The 12,784-nt window shown below is 70.1% G+C and carries 11 protein-coding genes; 10 read left to right on the forward strand and 1 reads right to left on the reverse strand.

Annotated features, from left to right (window positions below; all coding sequences use genetic code 11):
* Positions 1-4 precede the first annotated feature (4 nt).
* The gene (locus QFZ27_RS19255) at positions 5-949 is read right to left on the reverse strand and encodes an aminotransferase class IV (RefSeq protein ID WP_429227997.1); all 945 of its coding nucleotides are present in this window, start codon (positions 947-949) and stop codon (positions 5-7) included.
* A gap of 204 nt (positions 950-1,153) precedes the next feature.
* On the opposite strand from QFZ27_RS19255, the gene QFZ27_RS19260 reads away from it, so the two are divergent.
* The 10 genes from QFZ27_RS19260 to QFZ27_RS19305 all read left to right on the forward strand — a co-directional run bounded on the left by QFZ27_RS19260 (position 1,154) and on the right by QFZ27_RS19305 (position 12,779).
* On the forward strand, positions 1,154-2,143 hold the full coding sequence (locus QFZ27_RS19260; protein ID WP_429227998.1) for an aldo/keto reductase: 990 nt from the start codon (positions 1,154-1,156) through the stop codon (positions 2,141-2,143).
* Positions 2,144-2,186: 43 nt separating this feature from the next.
* Positions 2,187-2,615 carry an RbsD/FucU family protein gene (locus QFZ27_RS19265; protein WP_429227999.1) on the forward strand — a complete coding sequence of 143 codons (429 nt, stop codon included), beginning with the start codon at positions 2,187-2,189 and terminating at the stop codon, positions 2,613-2,615.
* 400 nt (positions 2,616-3,015) lie between these two features.
* A complete protein-coding gene (gene paoA / locus QFZ27_RS19270) occupies positions 3,016-3,651 on the forward strand; it encodes an aldehyde dehydrogenase iron-sulfur subunit PaoA (RefSeq protein WP_429228000.1) in 636 nt (211 codons plus the stop codon).
* Positions 3,648-4,598 carry an FAD binding domain-containing protein gene (locus QFZ27_RS19275; protein WP_429228001.1) on the forward strand — a complete coding sequence of 317 codons (951 nt, stop codon included), beginning with the start codon at positions 3,648-3,650 and terminating at the stop codon, positions 4,596-4,598. The genes paoA and QFZ27_RS19275 overlap by 4 nt, the downstream gene beginning before the upstream one ends.
* Positions 4,599-4,601: 3 nt before the next feature.
* Positions 4,602-6,809, forward strand: coding sequence for an aldehyde oxidoreductase molybdenum-binding subunit PaoC (paoC, locus tag QFZ27_RS19280; protein ID WP_429228002.1), 2,208 nt, complete (start codon positions 4,602-4,604; stop codon positions 6,807-6,809).
* 207 nt (positions 6,810-7,016) lie between these two features.
* Positions 7,017-8,072 carry a LacI family DNA-binding transcriptional regulator gene (locus QFZ27_RS19285; RefSeq protein WP_429228003.1) on the forward strand — a complete coding sequence of 352 codons (1,056 nt, stop codon included), beginning with the start codon at positions 7,017-7,019 and terminating at the stop codon, positions 8,070-8,072.
* Between the two features lie 5 nt (positions 8,073-8,077).
* Complete coding sequence (locus tag QFZ27_RS19290) at positions 8,078-9,691, forward strand: FAD-dependent oxidoreductase (RefSeq protein WP_429228004.1); 1,614 nt, start codon at positions 8,078-8,080, stop codon at positions 9,689-9,691.
* 43 nt (positions 9,692-9,734) lie between these two features.
* Positions 9,735-11,003 carry an ABC transporter substrate-binding protein gene (locus QFZ27_RS19295; protein WP_429228006.1) on the forward strand — a complete coding sequence of 423 codons (1,269 nt, stop codon included), beginning with the start codon at positions 9,735-9,737 and terminating at the stop codon, positions 11,001-11,003.
* 23 nt (positions 11,004-11,026) lie between these two features.
* Positions 11,027-11,947 (forward strand): carbohydrate ABC transporter permease, encoded by a 921-nt coding sequence (locus tag QFZ27_RS19300; protein ID WP_429228007.1) that lies wholly within the window; start codon positions 11,027-11,029, stop codon positions 11,945-11,947.
* Positions 11,937-12,779, forward strand: a complete 843-nt coding sequence (locus QFZ27_RS19305) for a carbohydrate ABC transporter permease (RefSeq protein WP_429228008.1) — start codon at positions 11,937-11,939, stop codon at positions 12,777-12,779. The genes QFZ27_RS19300 and QFZ27_RS19305 overlap by 11 nt, the downstream gene beginning before the upstream one ends.
* Positions 12,780-12,784: the final 5 nt, after the last annotated feature.

Consider the following 12,784-nt stretch of genomic DNA (forward strand, 5'->3'; position numbering starts at 1 on the left):
TTGTTCAGACCACGGGGCCGCCCAGCGGACGGCCCGGGTCGGCGTAGTCGACCGGCGTGCGGTGCCAGCCGGCTGCGTGCTTGTCCCAGTACAGCGCCTTCAGCCGGGCGCTGACCGGCCCCGGCCGGTCGTTGCCCATGACATGGCCGTCGACGCGCGACACCGGCATCACGCCGCCGGCGGTGGTGGTGCAGAACATCTCGTCGGCCTGCAGCAGGTCCTCGTGCCGCAGCGGGGCGATCCGGGCCGGCACGCCGATCTCCTCGCACAGCTCCAGCACCGACCATCGGGTGATGCCCTCCAGCGACCCGCGGTCCGGCGTCAGCACCTGGCCGTCGCGGACCACGAAGACGTTGAAGCCGGGGCCCTCGGTGACGAAACCATCCGCATCCAGCAGCACCGCCGTGTCGGCGCCGCGGTCATGCGCTTCCAGCAGGCCGCGGGTCAGGTCGCCCCACTGGTAGTTCTTGATCGTCGGATCGACCGAGGCGGGGGCGACGCGCGGGGTGGAGGCGACATGCAGATGCGCCCCGCGCTCCTGCACCGCCTGCGGGATCACGTCGATCCAGGGAATGGCATAGGCGACGAAGCTGTTGTCGCAATCGGCCGGCCGGCGCGACCCGAAGATGCGCGGCCGGCCGCGGGTGCAGATCATCGCCACATAGGCATCGCGCAGCCCGGCCAGGGCCACGCAGCGGGCCAGGATCGCCGCGATCTCCGCCCGGTCATGCGGCGGGGCCAGCCGCATCCCGGCCAGCGAGCGCTCGAACCGGTCGAGATGATCGGCCAGTCGGAAGAAGCCGCCGTCGCGTACATGCACCACGTCATAGGTGACGTCGGACCGGGTGAAGCCCCAATCCAGCACCGAGATCTTTGCGTCGGCGATCGGCACATAGGTGCCGCCGACAAAGGCGGCACCTGCCGAGTAATCCTGCTGGCTTGCGGTCATGCGCCGTCCCCGTCTGCTCGGCCCTGCGGGCCGGTCCCGTGTTGTCCGGATTGGCCTACAGGATGCGCAACGAATCTCTCATTGGCAATATAAATTTCGTATACGAATTTTCTATTGATCTTTGGAAATCGGCGCCTCATCCTGCGCCGCAGCTGCCAGACCCCGCATCGAGGGCCGACGCAGACGATTCAGACGGGGATGCACATGGTTTCAGCGACCGACACGGCCGGGCTCGGCCCGACGCGCCTCAAGGTCACGCGGCTCGGCCTCGGCACCGCGCCGCTCGGCGGCCTCTACGCGGCGGTGGAGGAGGGGCAGGCCGAGGCCACCATCACCCGGGCCTGGGACCTTGGCCTGCGCTTCTTCGACACCGCGCCGCAATACGGCAACGGCCTGTCGGAGCGGCGGCTGGGCCGTTTCCTGGCCGGCAAGCCGCGCGACAGCTACGTGCTAGCGACCAAGGTCGGGCGCCTGTTGCGCGTGCCGCCGCAGCCCGAGGCACAGGAGGACGCGTTCTACAAGGGCACCCCGCCGGAGCGGCCGGTGTTCGACTTCTCCTATGACGGGGTGATGCGGTCGCTGGAGGAGAGCCTGGAGCGGCTGGGGCTGGACCGGGTCGATGTGCTGCACATCCACGACCCGGACGACCATTACGACGCCGCGATCTCCGGCGCCTACCGGGCACTCGATCGGCTGCGCGCCGACGGCGTGATCGGCGCGGTCGGCGCCGGCATGAACCAGGCCGAGATGCTGGCGCGCTTCGCCCGCGACGGCGTGTTCGACTGCTTCCTGCTGGCCGGCCGCTACACGCTGCTGGAGCAGAACTCGCTCGACGACTTCATGCCGCTGTGCGAGGCACGCGGCATCGGCGTCATCATCGGCGGCGTCTACAACAGCGGCATCCTGGCCAACCCGAATGCCGGCGCCAAGTTCAACTACCAGGACGCCGACCCGGCGTTGGTCGCCCGGGCCCAGGCGCTGGACGCGGTGTGCCGGCGCCACGGCGTGCCGCTGAAGGCCGCGGCGATCCAGTTCCCGGCGGCGCATCCGGCCGTCGCCTCGATCCTGACCGGCGCCCGCACGCCGGCGGAGCTGGAGGAGAACAAGGCGCTGTTCCGCCATCCGATCCCGGCCGATCTGTGGGCCGAGCTGCGCGCCGAGAGGCTGATCGCCCCGGCCGCGCCGACGCCGTGATCCCCGTCCTGCCTCGCCATCACCGACACGAAGGACCCGCGCCATGCTGATCGGCATCGACCCCATCCTCGGCCCCGACATCCTGCACGGCCTGCGGGCGATGGGGCATGGCGACGAGGTCGTCATCGCCGACGGCAGCTTCCCGGCCGGGACCGTTGCCCGGCGCCTGGTGCGGATGGAGGCGGCGGACCTGCGCCGCATGCTCGACGCCGTGCTCAGCGTGCTGCCGATGGACGAGTCCGAGCCCGACCCGGTGATGGGAATGGAGGTGATCGGCAACCCGGCCGAGGTGATGCCGGCGCACACCCTGATCCGCGAGGCGCTGGGCCGGGTGGCCGGCAACCACCGGCTGACCCTGCTGGAGCGCTTCGCCTTCTACGACCGAGCGAAGCAGGCCTCGCTGGTGATCGCCACCGGCGAACGGCTGTTCTACGGCAACGTCATCATCCGCAAGGGCACTGTGGCGGCATAAGGCGCCGAAGCCCGGAGACGGCGTCGAAGTCCCCGCCGCGACCCGCAAAGCTGGCTGATAGCGGCCGGACGTACAACGAGGCCGGGACTGGCCCCGGCCTGAATTCATGATCCTCATCGATAGGCTCATGCCGACCGGCATGCCTAATCGCCGGCCCTCATCCTCTTAGATTGAGGATGGGCGGCACTGCCACGGCCGGTCGTCGGGAGCCTGTCCGGTCGGCTGGCGAGGAACTCCTGCCGGCAGCCGGGCATTTGCCCCGATGCAGGGGCTCGGCGATTTGCACCCGCGCTCGTCGTGCCCGACACGCCGCGAAGGGACGGCTCCCGATCAGAAGAAGCCGCCTGAAGGCTGTTTCGCCCATGCCAGCAACCGCCAGCGAAATGGGGATTGGGACACCATGCAGACCCTCGGCGAACTCGCAATCAGCCGGCGCGGCCTGATGATCGGGACCGCCGCCTCCGTGGCGATGACGACGGCGCCGTCGGTCGCCAATGCCGCAGCCGGCACTGCCGGAGCACCCGTCATGACCAAGCTGACCCTCACCGTCAACGGCGAGGCCCGCGACCTCGATCTCGACACCCGGACGACGCTGCTCGATGCGCTTCGCGAGCACCTGCATCTCACCGGCACCAAGAAGGGCTGCGACCACGGCCAGTGTGGCGCCTGCACCGTCATCGTCGAGGGGCGGCGGATCAATTCCTGCCTGACCCTGGCGGTCATGCATGATGGCGACAGCGTCACCACGATCGAAGGGCTGGGCCGGCCGGACAACCTGCACCCGATGCAGGCTGCCTTCGTCAAGCATGACGGCTACCAATGCGGCTACTGCACGCCCGGCCAGATCTGCTCGTCGGTGGCGGTGCTGGACGAGATCAAGGCCGGCATTCCGAGCCATGTCACCGCCGATCTCACCGCGCAGCCGCAGCTGACCGAAGCCGAGCTGCGCGAGCGGATGAGCGGCAACATCTGCCGCTGCGGCGCCTATTCCAACATCGTCGAGGCGATCACCGAGGTCGCGGGGAGGCAGGCATGAGGTCCTTCACCTATGAACGCGCGCGTTCGCCGGCCGACGCCGCCGCGGCCGCATCCCGCACCGAGGGCGCCAAGTTCATCGCCGGCGGCACCAACCTGCTGGACCTGATGAAGCTCGAGATCGAGACGCCGGCGCATCTGGTCGACGTCAACGGCCTCGGGCTCGACCGGATCGAGGCGACGCCGGAGGGCGGCCTGCGCATCGGCGCGCTGGTGCGCAACACCGACCTCGCCGCCGACCGGCGGGTGCGGCGCGACTACGGCCTGCTGTCCCGCGCGCTGCTCGCCGGCGCCTCAGGCCAGCTGCGCAACCGGGCGACGACCGCGGGCAACCTGCTGCAGCGCACGCGCTGCCCGTATTTCTACGACACCAATCAGCCCTGCAACAAACGCCAGCCCGGCAGCGGCTGCGCCGCGATCGGCGGCTTCAGCCGGCAGCTCGGGGTGGTGGGCACCAGCGAGGCCTGCATCGCGACCCATCCCAGCGACATGGCGGTGGCGATGCGCGCCCTCGACGTGACGGTGGAGACGGTGAAGGCCGACGGCGCGACCCGCAGCATTCCGATCGCCGAATTCCACCGCCTGCCCGGCGACACGCCGCATATCGAGACGGTGCTGGAACCGGGCGAGTTGATCACCGCGGCGATGCTGCCCAAGCCGGTCGGCGGCAGGCAGATCTATCACAAGGTGCGCGACCGCGCGTCCTACGCCTTCGCGCTGGTCTCGGTCGGGGCGATCGTGCAGCCCGACGGCACCGGCCGCGTCGCCCTCGGCGGCGTGGCGCACAAGCCGTGGCGGGTCGAGGCCGCCGAGGCCGAGTTGCCGCGCGGCGCCAAGCCGGTCGCGGAGCAACTGCTGGCCGGCGCCAAGCCGACTCCCGAGAACGCGTTCAAGCTGCCGCTGGTCGAGCGCACGCTCGCCGCGGTGCTGGCCGAAGCGAGGGCCTGAGCCATGAAGTTCGACACCCCCGCCACCACCAACCCGATCGACCAACTCAAGGTCGTCGGCCGCTCGACCGACCGCATCGACGGCCCGATGAAGACCACCGGCACCGCGCCCTATGCCTATGAGCGGCACGATGCCGTCTCGAACCCGGCTTATGGCTATGTGCTTGGCTCGGCCATCGCCAAGGGCAGGATCACGGCGATCGATCTGGGCGACGCCAAGGCCGCGCCCGGCGTGCTCGCCATCGTCACGGCGGGGAATGCCGGCACGCTCGGCAAGGGCGACTACAACACTGCCAAGCTGCTCGGCGGCCCCGAGATCGATCATTATCACCAGGCGATCGCCGTCGTCGTCGCCGAGACCTTCGAGCAGGCCCGCGCCGCGGCGCAGCTGATCCGCGTCGACTATGCCCGGGCCGAAGGGGCGTTCGACCTGGCCGCGGCGAAGGACTCCGCCCCCGTCTCGAAGCCGATGTTCGGCAGCCCGTCCGAAACCGCCGTCGGCGACTTCGACGGCGCCTTCGCCGCGGCGCCGGTCAAGCTCGACGAGACCTACACCACGCCCGACCAGGGGCATGCGATGATGGAGCCGCATGCGTCGATCGCCGCCTGGGACGGCGACAGGCTGACGGTCTGGACCTCGAACCAGATGATCGACTGGGGCGTGGGCGATGTGGCCAAGACGCTCGGCATCCCCAAGGAGAAGGTCCGCCTGATCTCGCCCTTCATCGGCGGCGGCTTTGGCGGCAAGTTGTTCGTGCGGGCCGATGCGGTGCTGGCGGCCCTCGGGGCCCGCGCCGCCGGGCGGCCGGTGAAGGTGACGCTGCCGCGGCCCTTGATGTTCAACAACACCACGCATCGGCCGGCGACGATCCAGCGCATCCGCATCGGCGCCGACCGGGACGGCAGGATCACCGCGATCGGACATGAAAGCTGGTCCGGCGACCTGCCCGGGGGCAGCCCGGAGGTCGCGGTCTTCCAGACCCGGCTGCTCTATGCCGGCGCCAACCGGATGACGGCGATGCGGCTCGCCGTGCTCGACCTGCCCGAGGGCAACGCGATGCGCGCCCCGGGTGAGGCGCCGGGCATGATGGCGCTGGAGATCGCGATCGACGAGATGGCGGAGAAGCTGGGCCTCGACCCGGTCGAGTTCCGCATCCGCAACGACACCCAGGTCGATCCGGAAAAGCCCGAGCGGCCGTTCTCGCAGCGCCATCTGGTGGAATGCCTGCGCACCGGTGCCGAGCGCTTCGGCTGGAGCAAGCGCAACCCGAAGCCCGGCCAGACGCGGGACGGGCGCTGGCTGGTCGGCATGGGCGTCGCCGCCGCCTTCCGCAACAACCTGCTGGTGAAATCCGCCGCCCGCGTCCGGCTCGACGCCCGCGGCGACGTGACGGTCGAGACCGACATGACCGACATCGGCACCGGCAGCTACACCATCATCGCCCAGACCGCGGCGGAGATGATGGGCGTGGCGCTCGACAAGGTGGTGGTGCGGCTCGGCGATTCCAGCTTCCCGGTCTCCAGCGGCTCGGGCGGGCAGTTCGGCGCCGTCAGCTCGACCTCCGGCGTCTATGCGGCCTGCGTCAAGCTGCGCGAGGCGGTGGCGCAGAAGCTCGGCTTCAACTCGGCCGAGGCGGTGTTCGCCGACGGCCAGGTCCGCGCCGGCAACCGCAGCGCCCCGCTGGCCCAGGCGGCCGGGGAGGGCGAGCTGGTCGGCGAGGACACGATCGAGTTCGGCGACGTCACCGAGACCCATCAGCAATCGACCTTCGGCGCCCATTTCGTCGAGGCGGCGGTGGATGCCGCCACCGGCGAGATCCGGGTGCGGCGCATGTTCTCGGTCTGCGCCGCGGGCCGCATCCTCAACCCCAAATCGGCGCGCAGCCAGGTGATCGGCGCCATGACCATGGGCGTCGGCGCGGCGCTGATGGAGCATCTCGCGGTCGACAAGCGCCACGGCTTCTTCGTCAACCACGACCTCGCCGCCTACGAGGTGCCGGTCCATGCCGACATCCCGCACCAGGACATGATCTTCCTCGACGAGACCGACCCGTATTCGTCGCCGATGAAGGCCAAGGGCGTCGCCGAGCTCGGCATCTGCGGGGTCGCCGCGGCTGTTGCCAACGCCGTCCACAACGCCACCGGCGTGCGGGTGCGGGACTATCCGATCACGCTCGACAAGCTGCTGGACCGGCTGCCCGAGGTCGCTTGATCAGAATCTTGGAATAGAACGCCGCTCGGCTTCGTCTCAGGAGTGGCGCTCCACTTCCCAGAGCTGCCAGCCCGACCCGGGGCTATCCCCCACCACGCCCCGGGTCGGGCCTTTTCCGCCAAGTTGAGAAAACCCAGTCGAGGGTTGACCATCCCGGCAGGGTTTGATTATTATCTCGGATAATACGTATTATCAAGGGGCGACGCGATGCCGGGAGGGGGCGCAAGGCTGACGCAGCGAGACATCGCGCGGCTGGCGGGGGTCAGCCAGGCGACTGTGTCGCTGGTGCTCAACCGGCGCGGCGACAGCTCGGCCCGGATCCCGCAGGAGACCCGGGACCGGGTGCTGGAGGTGATCCGGTCCACCGGCTATGTCGCCGACCCGGCGGCGCAGAAGCTGGTCGGGCGGCGCAACCAGCTGCTCGGCGTCTTCACCTATGAGCCGGTGTTCCCGAGCGGGCAGGCCGATTTCTACACGCCCTTCCTGCTGGGCATCGAAGGGGCGGCGGAGCGGTTCGGCTATGACCTGCTGCTGTTCACCAGCGCGCCGGTGACCGACGGGCGCCGCCGCATCTTTCATGACAACAACCGGCTGCGGCTGGCCGATGGCTGCATCCTGCTGGGCCGGACGCTGGACCGGGACGAGCTGGCCCGGCTGGTCGCCGGCGGCTACCCCTTCGTCGCCATCGGCCGCCGCGACGATGCCGGCGGCCCGGTGCCCTATGTCGGTGCCGATTATGCCGCCGCCACCGCCGCGCTGGTGCGCCAGGCCGTGGCGCTCGGCCACCGCCGCCTGGCCTTTGTCGGCCTGGGCCGTGGTGCCGAATCCTCCGACGACCGCTGGGCCGGCTTCCGGGCCGCCGTGGAGGAGGCGGGGGTGGAAGGGATCCATGAGCCGGTCCAGGACCGCGATTGCGGGGATCTCGTCGACGGTCTGCTGCGCGAGGGCGTCACCGTGGCGCTGGTCGAGGATCAGGCCGACGCCGTGCTGCTGGAGCGGGCGGCCCGCGACCGCGGCGTGGCGGTGCCGGGCGACCTGTCGCTGGTCGCGCTGGGCAACCCGACCCGGCCGGTCGCGACCGATATCGCTTTCACCTGCTTCCGCATCCCGCGCGAGGAGATGGGACGGCAGGCGGTCGAGATCCTGACCCTGGTGATGGGTGGGGAAGAGGAGGGGCGGCAGCGGCTGCTGCCCTGCGAACTGGCCGAGGGGCAGACCCTCGGCCCAGTACCGGACAGGACGCCGGACAAGCGGAAGGGATGATGGAATTGACCCGGGAATTCGATGCGGACGTGCTGGTGGTGGGCGGCGGCCTGGGCGGCGTCGCGGCGGCGCTGGCGGCGCTCAAATCCGGACGGTCGGTGATCCTGACCGAGGAGTACGACTGGCTCGGCGGCCAGCTGACCAGCCAGGCGGTGCCGCCGGACGAGCATTCCTGGGTCGAGCGGTTCGGCGTCACCGCCAGCTACCGGGCGCTGCGCGACGGCATCCGCGAGCATTACCGCCGGCACTATCCGCTGACCGAGGGCGCGCGGGCCTGGCGCGACCTGAACCCCGGCGCCGGCTGGGTCAGCCGGCTGTGCCATGAGCCGCGGGTCGGCCTGGCGGTGATCGAGGCGATGCTGGCGCCCTGGCGCGGCTCCGGCCGCCTGCGCGTGCTGCAGCCCTACCGGCCGGTGGCCGCGGATGTCGACGGCGACCGGGTGCGCGCCGTCCGCCTGGCCCATTGCGACGGGGGCCCCGACATCGTCGCCGCCGGCCGCTACGTGCTGGACGCGACCGAGACCGGCGCCCTGCTGCCGCTGACCGGCGCCGAATACGTCACCGGCTTCGAATCCCGGGCCGAGACCGGGGAGCCGAGCGGGTCGGAAACGGCGCAGCCGCTGAACATGCAGGCAGTGTCGATCTGTTTTGCGATCGACCATGTCGACGGCAATCATGTGATCGACCGGCCGGCCAACTACGCCTTCTGGCGCGACTACCGGCCGGAGTTCTGGGGCGGGCCGCTGCTCGGCTGGCGGTCGCCGCATCCGCGCACGCTTGAGATCACCGAGCGCAGCTTCACCCCGAACCCGGATGACGACCCGCTGGCGGTCAACGCCGACCAGCGGCTGAACCCGGGCGACGGCAACCTGTGGACCTTCCGGCGCATCGCCGCCCGCCGCAATTTCACCGGCGGCACCTATGCCAGCGACATCACCCTCGTGAACTGGCCGATGATCGACTATTTCGAGGGGCCGGTGTTCGAGGTGCCGGAGGACGAGGCCCAGCGCCACTTGGCCGGCGCGGCGGAGCTGTCGCGCTGCGTCCTGTACTGGCTGCAGACCGAGGCGCCGCGGACGGACGGCGGCGCCGGCTTCCCGGGCTTGCGGCTGCGCAGCGACGTCACCGGCACGCTCGACGGCCTGGCCCAGGCGCCCTACATCCGCGAATCCCGCCGCATCCGCGCCGAATACACCGTGGTGGAGCAGGACCTGTCGCTAGCGGTGCGTGGTGCCCGCGGGGCCGTGCGCTATCCCGATTCCGTCGGGGTCGGCATGTACCGGATCGACCTGCATCCCTCGACCGGCGGCGACAATTACATCGATGTCGGCAGTTGCCCGTTCGAGATCCCGCTCGGCGCCCTGCTGCCGCGGCGGATCGAGAACCTGCTGCCGGCCGGCAAGGCGATCGGCACCACCCACATCACCAATGGCTGCTACCGCCTGCACCCGGTGGAATGGAACATCGGCGAGGTGGCAGGCCATCTCGCCGCCTGGTGCCTGCAGCACGACCTGCCGCCGCGCGCGGTGCGGGCGCGGCCGGACCGGCTGGCCGCCTTCCAGGCGCGGCTGGAAGGACAGGGGGTTGAGCTGCACTGGCCGGAGGTCGCGGGCTACTGACCGGTACGGCCGGATCCAACGGATAAAACAAGGGGAGGACGCCATGACGCTCGGACGCCGTATCTTCGCCACCGCCGCGGCCGGCCTGCTGGTCGCGGCGGCCCTCGGGGGCCCGGCCCGTGCGGAGGGCGTTGCCCTCCGGATGACGGTATGGACCGGCAACAAGGCGCATCTGCAGCTGCTGGACGATATCGCCGCCGCCTATCGCAAGGACCATCCGGAGGTGGCGTCGATCACCTTCGAGACGCTGCCCTTCGACGGCTACACCACGGCGCTGACCACCCAGATCGCCGGCGGCAACGCCCCGGACCTGGCCTGGATCTTCGAGAACTCGGCGCCGGATTTCGTCTCCTCCGGCGTGCTGCTGCCGCTGCAGGACGTGCTGCGGGCGACGCCGGGCTACGGCTATGACGACCTGCTGCCCAGCGCCACCGCGCTGTGGCGCCGCGACGACGTGCTCTACGCCTATCCGTTCTCGACCTCGCCCTTCGGCGTCTTCGTCAATCTCGACCTGGTCAAACAGGCCGGGGTGAAGCCGCCGGCGGAGCGGATCGCGGCGGGGAGCTGGAGCTGGGACAACGCGGTCGCCGACGCGGCCGCGGTCCATGCCAAGACCGGCAAGGCCGGGCTGGTGGTGCGCGATTTCGACTACAAGCTGTGGGACAACCTGGCCACGATCTGGAACGGCTGGGGCGCCGCGCCCTGGAACGCCGACGGCAAGGCCTGCGGCTTCGACCAGCCGCCGATGGCGGAGGCGATGCGCTTCCTGCACAAGGCGGTGTTCACCGACCAGGCGATGCCCGGGCCGGGCGCGCCGGCCGATTTCTTCGCCGGCGACGCCGCCATGACCATCACCCAGATCAGCCGGGCGGCACTGCTGAAGGACGGCAGCTTCGCCTGGGACCTGGTGCCGCTGCCCAAGGGTCCGGCCGGCGAATACGCGGTGATCGGCCAGGCCGGCATCGGCGTGTTCAAGGCCGGACCGAACGCGCAGGCCGCCGCGTCCTTCCTGGCCTTCCTGAGCAATCCGGAGAACTCGGCCAAGCTGGCGCAGTTCTTCCCGCCGCCGCGCAAGAGCCAGCTCGTCGTCGACCTGCTGGCCAAGGCCAACCCGATGCTGAAGCCGGCGCAGATCCAGGCGGTGGTGGTGCGCGGCATCGAGATCGGCGCGGTCAAGCCCAGCCACACCGGCAACGCCCAGATCGCCCAGGTGGTGCGGGCCGGGCTGGATTCGCTGTGGCAGCCCGACGCCGATGTCGACGCGGCGCTGCAGGCGGTGTGCGGCCGAATCCGGCCGCTGCTGGCGCGCTGACGATGGCGGCTCGGACGTCCGTGATGGCCGCCCCCGCCACGGCGGCAGCGCCGCGGGCGCCGTTCTGGACGATGCGGCGCCGCGACGCCCTGGCCGGCTATCTCTTCGTCGCGCCGCAGCTAGCCGGCGTCGCTCTGTTCGTGCTGATGCCGCTGGCGCTGGTGGCCTGGTACAGCCTGCACGAATGGAACGTCCTGGCCGGCAGCTTCGACTATGTCGGCGGCGGCAACTACCGGATGCTGCTGGAGGATCCGGAGCTGCCGGGCGTGCTGGGCGCCACCGCCCTGTTCTCGATCGGCCTGGTGGTGCTGAACCTCAGCCTGGCGCTGCTGCTGGCGGTGCTGCTGAACCAGCGGCTGCGCGGCATGACGGTGTTCCGGGCGCTGTTCTTCTCGCCGGTCGTGGTGTCGCTGGTGGCCTGGACCATCGTCTGGGGCTTCCTGCTGCAGAAGGATGGCGGCATCAACGGCATCCTGGCCGTGCTCGGTGTCACCGGCCCGAACTGGCTGCGCGGCGAGACCACGGCGATGCTGTCGGTGATCGTGGTCCAGGTGTTCAAGAATGTCGGGCTGAACATGGTGCTGTTCCTGGCGGCGCTGCAGACCGTCCCGCGCGACCTGTACGAGGCGGCGCGGATCGAGGGCGCCGGCCGCTTCGCTCAGTTCCGCCGCATCACCCTGCCGCTGATCAGCCCGACCATCCTGCTGACCTCGATCATCACCATCGTCGGATCGCTGCAGGTGTTCGCCCAGATCGCGGTGCTGACCCAGGGCGGGCCGGGGATCTCGACCACCGTGCTGGTCTATTACCTGTATCAGCAGGCCTTCCAGTTCCACGCCTTCGGCTACAGCTCGGCGCTGGCGGTGCTGCTGTTCGCCATCGTCGCGGTGCTGACCTTCGCGCAGTGGCAGCTGCGCAAGCGCTGGGTGTTCCATGAAGGCTGACCTCACCCCGCGCGTCCGCCTGGCGATCTACGGCCTGATGTGCGTGCTGGCCATCCCCTTCGTCTTCCCGACCTGGTGGATGGTGACCTCGTCCTTCAAGCCGGTGCAGGAGATCTTCGCTTTTCCGCCGGCGCTGCTGCCGCGCCGTCTCGACCTCGACGCCTACGCCCAGGTGTTCGCGCTGCAGCCCTTCGCCCTGCAGTACTGGAACAGCCTGTACATCGCCGCGGTGGTGACGCTCGGCACCATGGCGGTGGCGTCGCTGGCCGGTTACGCCTTCGCCCGCATCCGCTTCCCGGGCCAGAACCTGGTGTTCATGGTGGTGCTGCTGGCCCTGCTGGTGCCCAGCGAGGTGACGATCGTGCCGCTGTTCCGCTTCTTCCTCGGGCTTGGCCTGGTCAACACCCACTGGCCGCTGATCCTGGTGCCGATCCTGGGCGCGCCCTGCGTTCTGGCGACCTTCATCATGCGCCAGTTCTTCATCACCTTGCCGCCGGAGCTGGAGGAGGCGGGGCGGATCGACGGGCTCGGCCGCTTCGGGCTGTTCTGGCGCATCGCCCTGCCGCTGGCCCGCCCGGCCCTCGGCGCCGTCGCCATCTTCACCTTCCTGCACAGCTGGAACCTGTATCTCGAGCCGATCGTCTTCCTGTCCTCGACCGACAAGTTCACCCTGCCGCAGGCGCTGACGCAGTATGTCGACGCCTATGGCGGGCCGATGTGGAACGTCCAGCTGGCGGCGGTGACGCTGACGGCCCTGCCGGTGCTGATCGTCTTCGTCATCGCCCAGCGCCAGTTCATCGAGGGGCTGGCCCATACCGGGCTCAAGGGCTGAGGGCT

This window comes from Inquilinus ginsengisoli (genome assembly GCF_050434925.1).
In the GTDB taxonomy this organism is placed as follows: Bacteria; Pseudomonadota; Alphaproteobacteria; order DSM-16000; family Inquilinaceae; genus Inquilinus; species Inquilinus ginsengisoli_B.